Origin of the sequence: Kitasatospora sp. GAS204B, assembly GCF_029892155.1 — a bacterium.
In the GTDB taxonomy this organism is placed as follows: Bacteria; Actinomycetota; Actinomycetes; order Streptomycetales; family Streptomycetaceae; genus Kitasatospora.
Genome location: NZ_JARZAG010000030.1, coordinates 12,505 through 29,488 on the forward strand (window position 1 = coordinate 12,505; position 16,984 = coordinate 29,488).

Below are 16,984 nucleotides of genomic sequence, written 5' to 3' on the forward strand. Positions count from 1 at the left end.
GTGAGGGAGCCGTCGCGCCGATCCCCGTGGATCACTCGATCCGCATGCTGGCCGCTCGCAGAACCCCCACCAGCAGCGCCACTGAGCTGTGGGGGTTCGGCGGCCGATGTGCCACCGGGTTCGGCGGGCACGCCGCGGCCCGTAGCGCGGCTGCCTCGTACTGTGGGAATGGGAAGTCCGCCGGAAGGTTCTTCCCGGCGAAGCCGTGCCGTGACTTGAGCAACTCCAGCGCCTCGCTGCCGGAGATCCACGCTGCGTGATTCGCATAGTGCCACAGGAGCCAGATCTCGAAGCACGGACTGCTGATCGCCAGCGAAATCCCTTCCTGCCGTGCCAGGTTGCAGGCCGCCTCGAGGGACTGATGGCTGTCGACGTCCACCGCGCACCAGGTTTCGTCGTACGGATCGCCGCCACGCTGTTCGCGGGCTCGACGAGCGACCGCCTCGCGCACGACCGACAGTGGATCCTTGCCCAGCCCGACCGGCCTGACGGAGATGACTTGCACCGCCCGCGCGTTGAGGAGCTTGGATAACCCCTCGAAGTATTGCGGCTCGGTTTTCAGTCCCTCGGTCACAATGAGAATCTTTCGGCCGACCGCACGCTTGTTCCGAGCCTTGCGCAGATCCTGGCCGCCACGGATGGAACGCCCCGCCACTCCTTAGCTCCCTACTTCGAGCGCGGTGCGCAGATCACTCCAGGAGATCTGCGGCACTGAGCCGTAACGCCCGCTGAGGTAGCGGCGCTCGATGTTGTGGTCGCGCTTCACCGGGAAGTCGGTCAGCGGATAGAGCGCGGTCACCCCTTGCCTGTCCTTCTCGGTGAACCACACATCCTCCCGGTCGAGCGCACCGCCGGCCAGGTGTCCCAGGAGCGACGTGTCGTGGGAGGCAAAGAGGAGTTGGGCACCCGAGCGATTGAAGTCGGGGGATTTGAAGAGCTCGATCAGGGCGGCGACCAGGTGCGGATGCAGGCTCGCATCCAGCTCGTCCACCGCGAACACACCGCCGGACTCGATGGCTTGCAGGGCCGGGACGGCGACCGAGAGCCAGGAGACGGTGCCGGAGCTCTCCTGCGCGATGTCCAAGCGGAACTCCCCGCCGTCATCGGCCGAGTGCCAGAACCCGATCTCCTTCTGCTGCTCCTCGAGCAGGTCGCGCCACTCACCGTCGTCGGTGAGGAAGGAGGGCTTCGCCTCATCGGAGCCGAAGGCGGCTTCGACAATCCCGCGCATGGTGCTGACCGTCCCCTCCGGAAGCTTCCGGTGTTCCGCCGTGATCCGCAGAATGCCGAGATCGGCGAAACGCAGCAGGCTCTCCGCGCTGCGCCGCGCCTTGTCGTCCTCGATCCACTTCCGGATCGATCGGATGCGGCTGCTCCGTTTGTCGTCGGAGAACGGAATGTAGCTGAAGTCCCGGACCAGACAGTGGCGAACCGCTCGCAGTTCCTGGTGATTCGCCTGGGATGCGACGGAGAGGAAGAGGTTGTGCGGCCCCATCAGGCGGGCGATGCGCTGATTCTCGCCCTTCAGGCTCCGGCCGAACTCCATGTCCCCGGACGGCTCCCGCTCGAAGAGCACCCGCTTCCGGCCGGACGGAAAGCTGTGCAGCCACTCCGACTGAACCCCGGAGCGGTCCGACTCGAATCCGTAGGTGTACCTGACATGCTGCGCCGTGAAATCGATCTCATAGGCGGACGTCTCACCGCGCGACGAGTTGTCGAGCAGGAACGGCTCGTGCGGAAAGAATTCCCGGTCGGTCCAGTGCGCTGAATCCCGAACGGCCGTTCGTGCGAATTCCAAGGCATCCAGGACAGTGGTCTTGCCTGACGCGTTCGAACCAAAGATGCCAGCCACCCGGTTGGTCACCACGCCCCAGTCGCCGTCGGCGGGCCGGGTTGCGGAGAACCCGCTGGACGTCATGGAGAGCTCGGCCGTGTCGCGGATCGAACGATGGTTGGTGACTCGGAACCTCAGCAGCATGGGTCCTCATCTTGGTAGCAGTTTCACAACCCTGTGGGACGAAACCAGCCTTGCACAGGACTGAAACTGTACTCTCCACGCGTACTCCTCGGCAGCACCACGGGCCTACCGGGCCGCGCCGAGGTCCCGTACCGGGCCACATCAGCTCCAGAGCGTGTCGAGATCGAGCCGCAGCGCGGTCGCCCCCCGCTCGCCCGCGACGATCAGCGTGGCGTCACCGCGCAGGGCGAGCGCGGTGGCCGGGTGGAGCAGCGGCAGCGGTGTCAGCCGGCCTTCGAACAACTGCCAGAGATGCAGCCGCTGATCGGACCAGGCGACGGCGAGGACCGGTCCGGCGGCGGTTTCGGCCAGCGCGAGCGCGGTCGGGACTGCCGTGGTCCGGCGTTCCACCGGTTCCGGCATCGCGGCACCGCTGGCCGAGTCCCAGAGGCGGACAGTGCCGTCGAGGCCGGCCGACACCAGCAGGGTGACGCCGGTGTCGGGCAGGACCGCGCAGTCCACTGCCGTGATCGCGGTCCGGTGCAGCCGGTTGGTGCGCGGGCCGGACTGAAGGGTCGTCAGCGACCACAGGTGTACGCAGCCGTCGTCATCGCCGACGACGAACCGCCCGGCGCTGCTCGCGATCGCGGTCGGACGGTTCGACGCCGACTCGACCGTGATCGCGTTGTGGTGCAGCGCCAGGTAGTGGGTGTCGGCGCCGCCGGACCCGGCCTCTCCCACCATCAGCGGGTGCAGGATGCCGTCGGCATCGAGGGCGAGCAGCCGGTCCGCTGCGGCCGCCGCCACGACCGTCGGCCGCAGCTTCGGGTCGACGGTGACCCGGCGGATGAGTGCCCCGTCGTCGGCCCGGTGGAGGCGCACTCGCCCCAGCGGATCCACCGTCACCAGGCGCTCCGCCGCCGGCGTCGCCGCGGGCAGCAGTGCCGCCGAGGACGCTCGGAAGGTCGGCTGTGCCCAACTCGCGTTCCAGCGGTGGGAGCCGGCCAGCGGACGGAGGAACTCGGCGAGCCTCGGGTCCGCACCGAGCGCCGCGGCGTGCAGGATCGCCGCCCGCTCCGGATCGGTCACCGCCGGGGTGGACAGCGCGGGTGCCGCGCACTCCCATACCGTCCGCAGCCGGGCCGGCAGGGGCAGCCGCTCGTCGCCGAGGGTCGCGGTGATCGCCGCCAGCGACCCGTGCACCAGGAATCCCGGATCCTTGAGGAGAGTCACGGCGGTTCCGGCGGCCAGGGCGCGGTCGAGTGCCCGTTCCCGGAGCGCGGCAGGCGCGGTCCGCCAGTCGGCCAGCGGTGTGTTGTCCGTCCGGGTGCCGAACGGATCCGCCGTGCCGGGCGCTCCCGGACCATCAGGTGCCGTGGGATCGTGGGCCGTTGGGCCGAGATCGAGGGTCAGCGCGCCCTGCGCCGGCAACAGGTCGAGCTGCCCGACCTCCACCGCCGCCCGCACGTGCGGCAGCGCGAGCAACGGGGCGACGAGCCGCTCGACGACATCCTGCGGTCGAGCCGTCGGCAGATCCGCCGGGCCACGGCCCGCGTGGTGCAGGTCCGGCAGCAGCAGGCGCAGCGGACGAGGGTCGGCGGCGACCCGAGCGATCAAGTCCTCGGGGGACAGCGGGCCGTAGCCGAGCTGGTGGCCGAGTTCCCAGGCGACGGTCTGCGCGATCTGCCCGCCGGCCGGGACGGTCGCGTGAACGGTGGTGCGCGGATCGCTGTCCGAGCCGGCCAGCAGCCAGGCCAGCAGATGGCTCTTGCCGGCCCCGGGACCACCGGTGATCAGGCACAACCGAGGTGCGGCACCGTCCTGACGGGCAGCCCAGTCGAGCAGCGCGGGCACCAGGGCGGCAGCCGGCCCGACCAGCGGCGGCCAGCCGGCGAGAGTGGGAACGGCCGGAGCCGGAGACGCCACGGTTCACTCCCCCTGGGCGCGGTCGGCGGTCGCGACACGCCACTGCCGGATGCCGTCCGCGCGGGAGGCCGCCGTCTCCCCGTACGGGAAACTGTGCGTGACGGCGGCGTTGGGGAAGGACAGTGCGAGCCACATCGAGCAGTAGTGGCCGGGCATGGCGCAGGCCTCCAACTCGGTGTAGACCCTGATCACCTGCTCCGGCTGGATTCCGGCCCCCGCCAGGCTGCGCCAGAGCCGCTCCTCGGGGTGCAGGCAGATCGCGCCCGCGGAGGTGAAGATCTTCTTCTCGCCGCTGTCGTCGACGATCTCGAAGGCGGCGCGGCTCTCGACACTGGCGGTGGTACGGACGTCCTCCAGGACCAGCGGCCACCAGCTCTCGACGTCCGCGAACGCTTGCGGGTCCAGGGACTTCAGGCGTTCCTCGCAGCGCCCGAAGGCGGCGGCGGCCTGGTCGGGATCGTCCGTCGACCCGAGCACGTCGAGCAGTTCGTCGAGCCGGAGCAGGCTCTCGGCGAACGCCTCGGGGGAGGAACTGACGTACCGCAGCGGCTCGTCGGCGTAGCGGATCAGCAGTGCGTGGACCTGTCCGTTCGGGTCCGCCACCAGGTCGTAGGCCCGGTCCGAACCCAGGCGGGCCCAGGACCGCTGCTCAGCCGTGGACAGCTCCGCGCCGATGGAGTCGGCATAGGCGCTCAGCGTGGCGGGCTCGTCGTCGAGCGTGTGGAAGTACGGTCCGACCTGGTGCGGAAGCACCAACCCATCGACCCGGGCCGGCGCGTTGACGTCCGGAAGGCCGGCGTCGGACGAGGCGGCGGCGAAGCGCCGGAGGCCGTCGGCTCCGAACCTCGCGGTGAACGGGTCGTGGGGGGACGTCACGGGTCTCTCCTCGGATCAAGACGTGGAATTGGACTCAGGCCCGGCCGGCGGAGCTGCTAGTAGTCGTCGGTCACACGGTGCAGGACCATGTCCCAGGTGGAGTCGGGAGTTTGGAAGGCCACCGGGTCAGCCTCCAGCAGTTGCTCCCGCAGCCGGTCAGCTGCATCGGGGTCGTAGCCCGCGTCCTCCTCGGCCTCGGGGTCGTCCTCGTCGTGACCGAACTTCTCGAAATCGTAGTTGGGACGTTCCACCTCCAGTAGGTAGAGGGCGTATACAAAAGTGTCGATGCTGCTATTGAGTAGATGCGGCTCTTTGTCAACGGGCCGCACATAGATCTTTCCGCTTGCCACGTCGACGCCGATCGTGTCAGCGAGGATGTGGCCGAGGGAGAGCCAGCGCTCGAAGGCGAAGTTCAGCCCCGGGTAGTCCGCGGCGGTCTGCTGGAATCCGATCTGCGGCTCGCCCCTGCGGAACGGGCGACTGACCTTGAGCCAGCTCTTGTCGGGCAGGCCGACGTCGCGCAGGAACTCACGGGTCGGCTGATGCGGGACGGCATCGAGTGCGGCGCCCGTGAGGGTGACCAGGTCACCGGGCGGGAACACCGACTCCAGCATGGTCCGATCAACCCGGTGGGCCATGTGCGTCTCCTTGGTCGGGTCTTGCGCGAGCCCGGTCAGAAGAACTTCTCGGCCACCTGCTCGAGCACCGTGTCCCAGGTGGAGTGCGGCGTCGCGAAGGCGACCGGGTCGGCCGCCATCATCTGCTCTCGCACCCGGTCCTCGGCGCCGGGGTCATAACCCTCGGACTCATCGCCCTCGGGGTCCTCCTCGATGATTTCCTCGAAATCGTAGTTGGGCCGCTCGATCTCCAACAGGTAAAGAGCGTATACGAATTCGTCGATGCTGCTGTTCAGTAGGTGCGGTTCCTCGCCGTTCGGTCGCACGAAGACCTGTCCGGTCGTGATGTCCACGGCAATCGTGTCATTCAGGATATGGCCCATGAACATCCAGTGCTGGAAGCCGAAGTCCAGCTCCGGGAACTTCTCCGCCACCAACTGGAAGCCGATCGTCGGTTCGCCCCCGAGCAATGCTTTGCTCACCTCGAGCCAGCTCCTGTCCGGTAGGCCCACATCGCGCATGAACTCGCGGGTCGGCTGGTGCAGGATGGCGTCGAGTGCGGTGCCGGTGAGGGTGGCCAGGTCGCCGGGTGGGAACACCGACTCCAGCATGGTCCGATCAACCCGGTGAGCCATGATCATCTCCTGCCAGTCGAGCCGCATCCGCGGTGTCGGGGTGCGCGCCAGTCTACCGTCGGCCACAACGGGCGTGGCGCGATATCAGCGGGCCACTACGGCTTGTACTTGTTGAACGGCTTCGGCACGCGCAACGCATTGAGGTAGTGCTCCATCAGCCGGTTCCCGGCCGCTCGCGACTCCGGGGTCTCGCCGTATTCGACGGTATGGCTGACCTTGACATGGTCCGGTAGGTAATGGTGCATCCAGGCACTGCAGTTCACACCGGTCGAGCACGGTTCTCGCTCGGTGTAGAGCGCGGTGATGCCGTGGGCCGATTCGCCTTCCAACAGGGGAATGCCAAGTGCCGGCTCGGAGTGCGGGCCGCGGAACCGGCTGCGGGCGACCAGAATGAATCCGTTCTCGTCACCCTGCTCGCCGTGCCGCACCGCCGCGTAGTTATTGCTGCCGAACTCGGTCTCGCCGGTCTTCTTGTTCTTCAGGTACCCGCCGTAGCTCTTGTCCTCGTGGCGGGCGAGCTGGGTCGCCCTGGCCAGTTCGTCCTGGCCGAACGGGACTTGCTGCGAGGGGACCTTGGGCCGGGCCTCTCCCTTGGCCTTCTCGGGCAGGGGGTAAGCCTTCGACTGGTCCGGCTGAATCTCGGCGGGGAGGACCTTGTGCTCCGAGTCCAGCTTCAGCGGTAGCCGGTCGAGGTCCTCCTGTTCGAGCTTCTTCGGGCCGGTCTTGGTGAGCTTCTCGACCGTGCCGTCGTCGCGGATGCGGTAGACCGGCGTCGGCCCCAGGTCCTCGCGCAGTGCCTCCTTGGTCTTGGCGGCGTCCTTGATCGCCTTGAGCTCGGCCTCGCGCTCGGCCTCGTTCTTGGCGTGGTTCTCCAGGGTCGTCGTCAGACCCTCATGGGTCTTGCCGTAGAGCCCGGACACCGCCTTCCCGGCGTCGTCGACCAGGGTCTTGTCCAGCTTCTCCGCCGAGTCCTCCAGCGCTTTGGTGACTCCTGATTTCATTCGAAGCTCACCCCTGCGATCTTGGACCTGAGAGCCTGCGCGTGCCCTGTCACGGCGTCCGCGTGGTCGCGCATGGTCTGCGCGTGGAGGGCCACCACGTCGGGGTGTATCTCGAAGCTGTTGCCGGCCGACTTGCCGCCGCCGCCCAGGGCCGATTCCGCCGCCTGGTACACGAGCCCGCCGACGGCGCGGCCGACCACCTCGATCAGCGGGCTGACGGCGGCCTCGATCACCTGGCCGATGATGTACTGCTCCAACTGCTGGGCCAGGAAGTCGACCAGCTTCTCGGCCGCCTCATCGATCAGCACCAGCCCGGCCTCGGCCAGACCGAAGGTCGCCACCGCGGCCGCCTGGTCAGCGACGAAGGTGGCCGCCAGGCCGACCAGTTCACCGATCGCCTCGAGCTTCATCCCGACGATGGCGTCGGCCGCCGCGTCCAGTGCCGTGGCCACCGCGTGGCAGGCGTCGATGAGTTCGTGCATGTGGCTGCTCGACATCTCGCCCCACCTGCCGAGCAGGGCTTCGTATCCCGCCCCCTGGTAGGCCTCGCCGAGTTGCTGGACCGTCGAGGTCGCGTTCTGGTGGGTCTGGTCCAGATTGTCGGCGAACTCCTTGATGTGCGCGCCGAACTCGCGGACCTTGTCCTCGTTGACCTGCGGCCAGTTGATCCCGATGAACTGCAGGAAGGACGCGACCTCACTCGGAAGCTCGATGGCCATGATTCCCCCTTACCCAGCCGTCGAATGCGAGACGATAGTAGTACGACCTGACGACATCTCACATCGTCCGAAACGTTCCACCAGTAGGGGGAAGTGGGCCGCCCGGGTCAGCCGGCCCCGACCGCCCGGGACCGCAGCGCCTTCAGCATCGCCACGTCCGCCGCGTGCCCGAACCCCGGGGCGGCGCTGCGATCGGGGGTCTCCAGGATCAGCGGCACGCCGGCGGTGGCCGGGTGGGCGAGGAGTTCGCCGAAGGCGTCGGCGCCGATGTGGCCGTCGCCGATGTTGGCGTGGCGGTCCTTGCGGGCACCGGCGATGTCCTTGGAGTCGTTGGCGTGGATCAGGCGCAGCCGGCCGGGGCCGATCGCCGCTTCGAGGACATCCAGGGCGGCCGCCACGCCGCCCGGCGCGGCCAGGTCGTGGCCGGCGGCGAAGGCGTGGCAGGTGTCCAGGCAGACGCCGAGCCGCGGGTGGTGGTCCAAGGCCTCGGCGTACTCGGCCAGTTGTTCCAGGCGGGAGCAGAGCGACTGTCCCTGGCCGGCGGTGGGTTCCAGCAGCAGCCAGGGCGCGTCCTCGCCGAGGTCGTCCAGTTCGGCGAGCAGCGGGCGCACGTCGGCGCGCACCTGGGCCATCGCCTGGGCCCGGCGCCCGGTGCCGACCGCGGAACCGGTGTGCACCACGACGCCCAGCGCGCCGATCGCGTGGCCGCGGACCAGGGAGTGGCGCAGCGAGGCGGTGGAGCGCTCGCGGGTGGCGGGGCTGTCGGAGCCGAAGTTGATCAGGTACGGGGCGTGCACGTAGGCCGGGATCGAGGCCTCGGCACAGGCGGCCCGGAAGGCCTCGTCCTGGGCCCGGTCGCCGGTCGGGGCGGCCCAGCCGCGCGGGTTGGCCACGAAGACCTGGACCGCCTCGCCGCCGATCTTCTCGTTGTAGGCGAGCCCGGTGCCGACCAGGCCGCGCCCGGCCACGGGGACGTGCGCGCCGATCGGGTTGCGGAGCCTCTGAGCTGCGGGATTCACCCCACGAGGGTGCCACAGGCGCAAGCGGGCACAACGGCCGAGGCCGCCCCCGCAGCAGCGGGGACGGCCTCGGCGTCGAGCGTGGCACCGACAGACGCGTCAGTTCACGGTGTAGCTGTACGGGATCTGCGCCAGGACGGACCCGGTGGTGGAGTACTGGTTGTTCGAGAGCACGCCGCCACCCGGGCCGGAGACCAGGTAGAGCACGCCGTGCACCACGCTGCCCTTGGCGCCCTTGGGCGTCAGGGTGACCTGCAGGGTGCCGGTGGCACCGGGCGCGACGGTCACCGGGGTGACGGCCGGCGCGGTGGCGTTGTACGCGGCGGCGAACGGGTCACCGGTGCTGGAGGCCAGCGCCGGGTCGAACGCCAGGGTGTGCGCCGAGGCGGTCAGCGTGGCGCTGCCCTTCGGGGCGCCGGTGGCCGGGAACGGGCCGATCTGCTGGAGGTAGGTGCCCCAGAAGCCCGGCACGATCGGCTGCGCGGAGCTGCCGTTGTCGGTCACCGTGGAGATGGTCGAGCCGTCCTGCGCCTTCTTGAGGTCGCCGAAGACGTCGGGCGAGCCGGTGGCGCTGCTCAGCTCGAACTGGCCCGGGGTGGTGGAGGCCGCCACACCGGTCAGCGCGTCGGTGCCCGGGGGCACCAGGAAGCTCGGCACCGGGGTGCTGGTGCTCAGCGGCAGGCTGACCGTCGCGGAGGCGCCGATCGGGACCAGCGGCAGGTTCACCTTGCTGGTGAGCCGGCCGTCGGCCTGGAGCTGCTGGGCGGCAGCGGTGTTGTTGGTGTACTGCACGTCGACCGTGACCGGCTTGCCGGCCGCGAGCTTGGTGCCGGTGCTGTTCGGCAGGCCGGGCGCGGTGGCCTGGTCCTGGTCGAGACCGATCACGCCGTTGAAGGACTGGCCGAGCTCGGCGCCGCTGACCGGGTTGAGCACGTTGAGCACGAAGCGCCAGCGGCCCGCGGCCGGGGCGACGGTGGTTGCCGAGACGCCCGCGCCGGTGGACACGATGGTGCCGGAGGCGTCGGTGGTCGCGTTGCTCTCGGCGTCGATCGGGGTGCCGTTGGGGCTGATCAGCACGCCCTGCATGACCAGCTTCGGGTCCTGCGCGACGGTCACGCCGACCCGCAGGTCCTTCTTGCCCTTCGGCACGTCGAAGGCCCAGGCGAAGGACTGCGCCGGGGAGGAGGCGCGGCCGTTGCCGCCGGTGACGGTGCCGGTGAAGGTGCCGGTGTCGCCGTTCAGCGGGACCAGGCTGCGCAGTACGACCGGGACGCTGGTGGTGGTGCCGTTGGAACTGGCCACCACGACCGACTCGGTGGCGTCACCGCCGGCGGCCGGGGTGGTCACCTGCACGTGCAGGGTCTTGGTCTGACCCGGCTTCAGGTCGGTGACCTGCGGGCTGACCGCGCCGGCCGGGACCGCGCGCTGGGTGGCGGTGTCCAGCAGCACCGGGCCGGTGAAGCCCGCGGTGCCGGCCGGGGTGTAGAGGATGCCGGTCCAGGTGCCCGCGGTCGGGTGCGGGACGTCCACCAGGCCGAAGTTCGGCGAGGTGGCGCCGCCCTGCGGACGGGTGTTGGTCTCGTAACGGCCGGACGGGTCGAGCAGCGTGAGCCGCACCACCGGGGTCACGGTGTTGCTGCCGGAGGCCTGCGGCGCGCCCTGCCACGCTATTGACGCGGCGAGCCGGTCGGCGCCGGCCGGGACGTTGAAGGTGACCTTGTGCGAGACCCACGGAGCGCCGTTGGTGGCGTAGGGGAACTGCGGGTCGGTCGAGGAGTTCAGCTGCACCGTCTGCTGCGCGTCGCCCAGCGGGGCGAAGACGCGGGTCGAGGCGCTGACCGTCTGCGGCTTGGAGCTCGTGTTCACCACGGTGACGTCGGTGGTGTGGTTCGAGCCGGCCTGGCCGGTCAGGTCGATCTGACCGGTGGTCACCGCGACGGTGTTGCTGTCCTTGGCACCGGCCGGGCTCTGGTAGCCGCGGGCGGCCTCGACGGCGGCGCGCACGTTCAGCAGACCGGCGCCCTGCTCCTGGGCCGGCAGGCCGAGGTCGGCCGCGGTGCCGGTGATGAACTTCTTCACCAGGGCGGGCGAGGGGGAGGCGCCGTTGTGGCTGTCCCGGTAGGCCTGGATGACGTCGGCGGCGGCGCCGGCGGTCATCGGGGCGGCCTGGCTGGTGCCGCCGAAGGGCTGGATGCCGGTGCCCTGGCCGTTGAAGTTGGTGCACTCGGTGTAGATGGTGATGTCGGGCGAGCAGAGCGCCCAGTCCGACTCACCGGGGGCGACCAGGTCGACGGTCCGGCCGGCCTGGGTGACGCCGCCGGAGGAGAGCGCCGAGATCCGGTCGTTGGCCCAGGTCCCGTTGGAGAACTGGAAGGCCCCGTAGCCGGTCTGGGCGTAGTTCTGGTTGTCCGTGGAGGCCCCGGCGCTGATCACGTTGGGGTCGGTGGACGGGGTGCCGATGGTGCCGTTGACGCCCGCGTCACCGGAGGAGACGGTGACCGTGACGCCGGCCGCGGCCGCCATGTCGTTGAAGAGCGAGATGGTGTCGTGCGCGCCGCTGTCCGGAGTGACGTTGCTGCCGAAGGACTCGTTCAGCACGTCGACGTGGGCGACCGTGACCGCGTAGTCGATCGACTGCAGGATCGCGGAGTTCGGGAACAGGTTGCCACCGGCCTTGAGCGCGACCAGCGAGGCGCCCGGCGAGATGCCCTCGACCCGGATGTTGCAGCCGGCCGGCAGCGGGTGGCTCGGGTTGACGAACTTCGACAGGTCGTAGCTCTGGCGGCCCTGGGCGATCATCGCCGAGGCGTCGCCGAAGGCCTCCGCCGCACCCGAGGGGGCGAAGAAGCCGTCACCGGAGAAGTCCTTGTAGTCCACCACGGCGTGCGAGCCGTCGGCGCGGATGAAGTCCGGGTTGTTGGGGTCCAGGCCGTCCGCGATGTAGGCGACCTTGACGCCCTTGCCGTCGGCGATCTCGTGCGCACCCGGCTGGCCGGGGGTGCTCTCCGTGTGGGTGGAGTAGAGCGCCTCGGGCTCCAGCAGCGGCTGGCTGGGGTCGGTCGGGCAGACCGCGTTCGGGTCGTAGGCGCTGCCCTTGGTGTCGGGCGCGGCCGCGGCCTTGGCGGTGGACTTGGCACCGGTGATCGGCGCGGTGCCGGCGTTGGTGCCGTTGTCCGTGCCCGGCTTGGTCGGGGCCGGCGGGGTGACCGTGATCGTCTGGTCGTCGATGACCGAGGCGACGGAGGGGTCGGCGGTGAGCTGCGCCCGCAGCGCGGGGCTGACCGTGGCCGAGAAGGCGTTGCCGACGACGAAGCTCTTGACGTCGGTGCCGCCGTTGGCCTTGACCTTGGCCAGCAGCGGGGCCTGGGCCTGGCCTGCCTGCTTCTTGCGCGCGTCCAGGTGGCCGGCGTCCGCCGGGGTACTGGAGAGCTGGTCCTTCAGAATCACGATCACCGGGGCCGGCGCACCGCTCTCCGAAGCCGCCTGGGCGTTCGGGGTCGAGGTGGTGGGCGCGCCGCTCGCACTGGTCCCGAAGGCCAGCACGACGGCGGAGGCGGTGAGCGTGACGGCTGCGAGCTGCGATTTGCGCCAGCCGATCATGAACATCCCTTCGTCTGATAAGACGTCAGGGGGCGCAGCCAGATCGCGCGTACCGGGGTCGGACGCACGCGTGCTTCTGGAACGCCCGTCCCGACAAGCTCGCGTATTCCATCGTGTCGATGCCCGCCACGACAAGGGGTTGACGGGCACACGGGAATAGGTAGAGCGGATCTGACCGTCCGATAGACGGACAATCGCAGATCAGAGGCAGTGTCGTTGCCCGACGCGCCGTGATCTTTTTATGAAGATCGCAACATAGTCATGGCGGCGGAGGGGTATACGCTGACGGAATCCCAGGCTACGAGGCGGCCCGGCAGGACTGGCGCTGTATCAGCTCGCCGTGCTCAGCGGGAGCTCCAGCTCGAACCAGACCACCTTGCCGAGCCGGGTGGCCCGGCTGCCCCAGCGGTGCGCCAGCTCGTTCACCAGGTGCATCCCGCGCCCGCCCTCGTCGTCCTCCAGCGCGCGGCGCAGCCTGGGCGCGCGGCTGTCCACGTCGGCGACCTCCACGGTGAGCACCTGGTTGCGGAAGAGCCGCAGCTGGGTGGGGGCGCCGGCGTGCACCAGCGCGTTGGTGATCAGCTCGCTGGTCAGCAGCTCGGTCTGGTCGATCAGGCCGGCCAGGCCCCAGGCGGTCAGCGTGCGGCGGGTGAAGCGCCGGGCGTGGCCGACCATCGCGCGGTCGCCGGTGAGCGAGAGGGTGGCGATCCGGTCCGGGCCGATCGGGCGGGTACGGGCCATGATCACCGCGATGTCGTCCTCCCGGGTGCCGGTGACCAGCGTGGCCAGCACCGCGTCGCAGGTCCGCTCCAGGCTGGTGTCGCTCTCCTCCGCCACCGTGCGGCGCAGCAGTTCGAGCCCCTCGTCCAGATCACGGTCCCGCCGCTCGATCAGCCCGTCGGTGCAGAGCACCAGCAGCCCGCCCATCGGAAGCGTGAACTCCACGCTCTCGAAGGGCACTCCGCCCACGCCCAGCGGCGCGCCCGGCGGCAGGTCGAGCACCTGTACCGATCCGTCGGGCAGCGACACCACCGGCGGCACGTGCCCCGCGCAGGCCGCCGTGCAGGCCCGGTCCACGGGGTCGAGCACCACGCAGACGCAGGTCGCGTACTGCCCCTCGCCCGCGCCCTCCCCGGCGAAGGCCGCCGCCTCGTCCAGCCGCCGCATCACCCGGGCCGGATCCATGTCCAGGGTGATCAACGTGCGCGCCACGGTGCGCAGTTGGCCCATCATCGCGGCGGCCCGCAGCCCGTGCCCGGTCACGTCGCCGACCACCAGGGCGACCCGCCCGCAGGAGAGCGGCACGACGTCGAACCAGTCGCCGCCCACCTCGCTGAGCGCGCTGGCCGGCAGGTAGCGGTGGGCGATCTCCAGACCCGGCGGGTTGTGCACCTTCTGCGGCAGCAGGCTGCGTTGCAGGGTCAGCGCGGTGTCCCGCTCGCGCCGGTAGAGCCGCGCGTTGTCGATGCAGACCGCCGCTCGCGCCGCCAGCTCCTCGGCCAGCGCGACATCCGCCGCGGTGAACGGCTCCGGATTGCCCAGCCGCATGAACTCCGCTCCGCCGAGCACCCGGCCGCGGGCCACCAGCGGCACCATCAGATAGGAGTGCATGCCGGAGTCGAGCGCGGGCTGGACCCGGTCGGGGGAGGCCACGATCCGGACCAGCGCCTCCCGGTCCACCTCGGCCACCAGGATCGAGCGGCCGCTGCGCAGGCTCTGCGCGTACAGCTTGGCCGACTGCGAGGTGCCGCCGACCGGATCGGCCGCGCCCGTCAACCTGCCGTCCTCGCTGAGCTCGCCGACCGCCACCGCCCGCATCGTCGCCGAGCCCGAGGCCGGCACCACCGGCACCTCGTCGCCCTGGAGCACCGAATCCAGCAGGTCCACCGTGACGAAGTCGGCGAACCGCGGTATCACCACCTCGACCAGTTCCTCGGCGGTGCGGTGCAGGTCCAGCGTGGTGCCGATCCGCGAACTCGCCTCGTTCAGCAGGGCCAGCCGCTGGGTGGCCGTCTGGACCTCGTCCAGCGCCCGGCGCCGGTCCTCGGCCGCCTCGCGCTCGCGGGTGTAGAGCCGGGCGTTGTCGATCGCCACCGCCGCCCGGGAGGCCAGCTCGTCGCCGAGGGTGATGTCGGCCGCGGCGAAGGACTCCCGCTCACCGCGCCGGGAGTAGACCACCATGCCCAGCACCGAGCCGCGGGCGAGCAGCGGAGTGATCCGCACCGAGCGCGAGCGCCCACCCCAGTAGGCCTTCAGCGACTCGGCCCGCATGTCGTCGGTCAGCGGCGGCAGGTCCCAGGACGGCACCACCACCGTGCGTCCGCTGCTCATGGCTCGCGCGTAGGGGGAGTCGGGGTCGATGTCGTAGACCTCGTCCACCGGCAGGGAGCCGGTGGGGTAGCTGGGGTCGGTGCTGGCCAGCGCCAGCCGGCGGACCCGGGTGACGCTGGTGTCCTCCTCGTCGTCGCCGGTGACCAGCCGCTCCAGCGCGAAGACCCCGCTCAGGTCGGCCACCCGGGGGACCATCGCGTCCGCCAGCTCCCGCGCGGTGCGGCGCAGGTCGAGGGTGGTGCCGATCGAGGCGGTCGCGTCGACCAGCAGCGCCAGCCGCTCCTGGGCCCGCGCGGCCCGCGACTCGGCCTGGTAGCGCCCGGTCACGTCCACGATGGTCGAGCTGACCCCGAGGACGTGTCCCGGCGGGTCCTCCAGCCGGAAGTAGGAGGCCGACCAGGCGTGGTCCTGCCCCGGATCGCCCGGGGTGCGCCCGTGCGAGCGGGCGTCCAGCACCGGCTGCCCGGTGGCCAGCACGTCGCGCATCACCTGCTCGATCTCGGCGGCGTTGATCCCGGGCAGCAGCTCGGTGAGCCGGTGGCCGAGGTGCCCGGCCACCGACACGCCGTTGATCCTGGCCAGCGCCTCGTTGAGCCGCACGAAGCGCAGCTGGTCGTCGTAGACGGCCATGCCGACCGGGGCCTGGGTGAAAAAGCCGTCCAGGACCGCGAGGTCGGCCTGGATCCGGCGCAGCGCGGTGACGTCCGAGGCGACCGCGAGCACCAGCGGTAGGCCGTCCGGGCCGGTGACCGGGTGGGTGCGGAACTCCAGGTTGACGTAGTGGCCTTCGCGGTGGCGCACCGGAAAAACCCCTGACCAGGGGTTGCCGGCCAGGATCCGCTCGAACAGCTCGAGCACCTCGGCGCGGTGCTCGGGGCCGGCCAGCAGCTGGGCGGCGGGGGCGCCGACGGCCTGTTCCGCGGTGTAGCCGAGCAGTGCCTCGGCGTCCCCGCTCCAGTGCAGGATGCGGCCGTTGTGCTGGATCAGGGCGGTGGCGATCGGGACCATGAGCAGCCCCTCGGGGCGGCTTGCGGCGCCGCTCCCCTGCCTGTCCTGCTGGACTTCGCCCATGCCTGGGCCCTCCGTTCGCCAGGCCCCGCCCCCGCTTGGTCATTTTCCCACTGAGGGGTCGGAATAGGCGCCCGGACCACTTAGTTGTAAAGTGCACCTAGCTGGTTGCATTTGCCATCTACTTTCCAGGAGGCTGACCCGCTGTGAACCCGACCACCGCCTCGCCGGACCTGCGGCACACGCTGCGCCACCTGCTCACCCACCTGCTGACGCCGCTGCTGATGTGCCTGGGCATGGCGCTCGCCTACCAGGGCGCGTTCCACCAGCCCACCCCGCACCACCTGAAGGTCGCGGTGGTCGGCCAGTCGCCGCAGGCGCTCGGGCTGGCCCAGGGCATCCAGGCCAAGGCGGGCCAGGCGCTGGACGTCGGCACGCTGCCCAGTCGGGCGGCGGCCGAGCAGCAGCTGCGGGACCGCGAGCTGGTGGGCGCCTTCCTGCCGGACGCCGGGAGTCCGCAGCTGCTGGTCGCCTCGGCGAACTCGGGCACCTCGGCCACCGCGGCCGAGCAGGTGTTCCGGCAGGTCACGGCGGTGCAGGGGACGCCGCTGCAGGTCACCGACCTGGCGCCGACCGCGCCCGGCGACCCGACCGGGCAGGGCCTGTTCTTCCTGCTGGTGGCGCTCAGCATCGGCTCCTACGGCAGCGTCGCGGTGATCGGGACGGCGGGCGCCGCGCTGAGCCTGCGGCTGCGGGCGGTGGTGGGCGTGGCCACCGCGCTGGTGGTCAGCGTGATCGGCCTGGTGACGGCGGGCCCGGTCTTCCACGTGGTGGACCACGACTACGCCGCGGTGTGGGCGCTGTCCTGGCTCTACTCGGCAGGCATCGTGCTGATCGGCATCGGGCTGCACAGCTTCCTCAAGCGGTGGACCACGCTGACCTTGATGGTGCTCTTCGTGATGCTCAACTTCACCAGCTCCGGCGGCGTCTTCCGCCCCGACCTGCAGCCCGGCTTCTTCGGCGCGCTGCACCACTTCTGGAACGGCGCCGGCTTCGTGGAGGGCGCGCGGGATCTCCTCTACTTCGGCGGCGGCGCGGGGCTGGGCGGCCGGGTGCTCGCGCTGGCGCTCTGGCTGGTGGCCGGGCTGCTGACGCTGCTGGGCGCGGCCTGGTACGAGCGGCGGCAGCCCGCGGTGGCGGCTCCTGGGACGGTGGCGCTGCCGGAGGCGGTGCGGGTCGAGGTGGAAGAGGAAGAGGAGCAGGCGGCGGTCGGGGCCTGAACCGGCGGGGCCGGT

Annotated in this window: 12 protein-coding genes; 1 reads left to right on the top strand and 11 read right to left on the bottom strand. The window is 70.7% G+C overall.

Annotation, left to right across the window (positions count from 1 at the left end; translation table 11 throughout):
• Positions 1 to 31 precede the first annotated feature (31 nt).
• The 11 genes from P3T41_RS30750 to P3T41_RS30800 form a co-directional block, all read right to left on the bottom strand.
• Entirely contained in the window at positions 32 to 655 is a 624-nt protein-coding gene (locus tag P3T41_RS30750; protein ID WP_280693851.1) for an RloB family protein, read from the bottom strand.
• Positions 656 to 658: 3 nt separating this feature from the next.
• Positions 659 to 1,978, bottom strand: a complete 1,320-nt coding sequence (locus P3T41_RS30755; protein ID WP_280693852.1) for an ATP-binding protein — start codon at positions 1,976 to 1,978, stop codon at positions 659 to 661.
• A gap of 141 nt (positions 1,979 to 2,119) precedes the next feature.
• Positions 2,120 to 3,883: a hypothetical protein gene (locus tag P3T41_RS30760; protein WP_280693853.1), complete on the bottom strand. Its 1,764-nt coding sequence runs from the start codon at positions 3,881 to 3,883 to the stop codon at positions 2,120 to 2,122.
• Between the two features lie 3 nt (positions 3,884 to 3,886).
• Positions 3,887 to 4,759, bottom strand: coding sequence for a nucleic acid/nucleotide deaminase domain-containing protein (locus P3T41_RS30765; RefSeq protein ID WP_280693854.1), 873 nt, complete (start codon positions 4,757 to 4,759; stop codon positions 3,887 to 3,889).
• A 56-nt stretch (positions 4,760 to 4,815) separates the two neighbouring features.
• Positions 4,816 to 5,397 (bottom strand): SUKH-4 family immunity protein, encoded by a 582-nt coding sequence (locus tag P3T41_RS30770; RefSeq protein WP_280693855.1) that lies wholly within the window; start codon positions 5,395 to 5,397, stop codon positions 4,816 to 4,818.
• Between the two features lie 35 nt (positions 5,398 to 5,432).
• On the bottom strand, positions 5,433 to 6,038 hold the full coding sequence (locus P3T41_RS30775) for an SUKH-4 family immunity protein (protein ID WP_280693856.1): 606 nt from the start codon (positions 6,036 to 6,038) through the stop codon (positions 5,433 to 5,435).
• A 68-nt stretch (positions 6,039 to 6,106) separates the two neighbouring features.
• On the bottom strand, positions 6,107 to 7,012 hold the full coding sequence (locus P3T41_RS30780; protein WP_280693857.1) for a nucleic acid/nucleotide deaminase domain-containing protein: 906 nt from the start codon (positions 7,010 to 7,012) through the stop codon (positions 6,107 to 6,109).
• Positions 7,009 to 7,731, bottom strand: a complete 723-nt coding sequence (locus P3T41_RS30785) for a WXG100 family type VII secretion target (RefSeq protein WP_280693858.1) — start codon at positions 7,729 to 7,731, stop codon at positions 7,009 to 7,011. Before P3T41_RS30785 ends, P3T41_RS30780 begins: the two co-directional genes overlap by 4 nt.
• 107 nt (positions 7,732 to 7,838) lie before the next feature.
• Positions 7,839 to 8,750: a deoxyribonuclease IV gene (locus P3T41_RS30790; RefSeq protein WP_280693859.1), complete on the bottom strand. Its 912-nt coding sequence runs from the start codon at positions 8,748 to 8,750 to the stop codon at positions 7,839 to 7,841.
• Positions 8,751 to 8,849: 99 nt separating this feature from the next.
• Complete coding sequence (locus P3T41_RS30795; RefSeq protein WP_280693860.1) at positions 8,850 to 12,350, bottom strand: S8 family serine peptidase; 3,501 nt, start codon at positions 12,348 to 12,350, stop codon at positions 8,850 to 8,852.
• Between the two features lie 330 nt (positions 12,351 to 12,680).
• On the bottom strand, positions 12,681 to 15,752 hold the full coding sequence (locus P3T41_RS30800) for a SpoIIE family protein phosphatase (protein ID WP_280693861.1): 3,072 nt from the start codon (positions 15,750 to 15,752) through the stop codon (positions 12,681 to 12,683).
• Between the two features lie 143 nt (positions 15,753 to 15,895).
• Here P3T41_RS30800 and P3T41_RS30805 point away from each other — a divergent pair, with 143 nt between their 5' ends.
• Entirely contained in the window at positions 15,896 to 16,969 is a 1,074-nt protein-coding gene (locus P3T41_RS30805) for a hypothetical protein (RefSeq protein WP_280693862.1), read from the top strand.
• The last annotated feature ends 15 nt before the right edge of the window (positions 16,970 to 16,984 follow it).

Excerpts from the sequence above, each read along its gene's own strand:
- P3T41_RS30755 (WP_280693852.1), bottom strand. The coding sequence starts at position 1,978 with ATGCTGCTGAGGTTCCGAGTCACCAACCATCGTTCGATCCGCGACACG.
- P3T41_RS30770 (WP_280693855.1), bottom strand. The coding sequence starts at position 5,397 with ATGGCCCACCGGGTTGATCGGACCATGCTGGAGTCGGTGTTCCCGCCC.
- P3T41_RS30775 (WP_280693856.1), bottom strand. The coding sequence starts at position 6,038 with ATGCGGCTCGACTGGCAGGAGATGATCATGGCTCACCGGGTTGATCGG.
- P3T41_RS30780 (WP_280693857.1), bottom strand. The coding sequence starts at position 7,012 with ATGAAATCAGGAGTCACCAAAGCGCTGGAGGACTCGGCGGAGAAGCTG.
- P3T41_RS30785 (WP_280693858.1), bottom strand. The coding sequence starts at position 7,731 with ATGGCCATCGAGCTTCCGAGTGAGGTCGCGTCCTTCCTGCAGTTCATC.
- P3T41_RS30795 (WP_280693860.1), bottom strand. The coding sequence starts at position 12,350 with ATGATCGGCTGGCGCAAATCGCAGCTCGCAGCCGTCACGCTCACCGCC.
- P3T41_RS30800 (WP_280693861.1), bottom strand. The coding sequence starts at position 15,752 with ATGGGCGAAGTCCAGCAGGACAGGCAGGGGAGCGGCGCCGCAAGCCGC.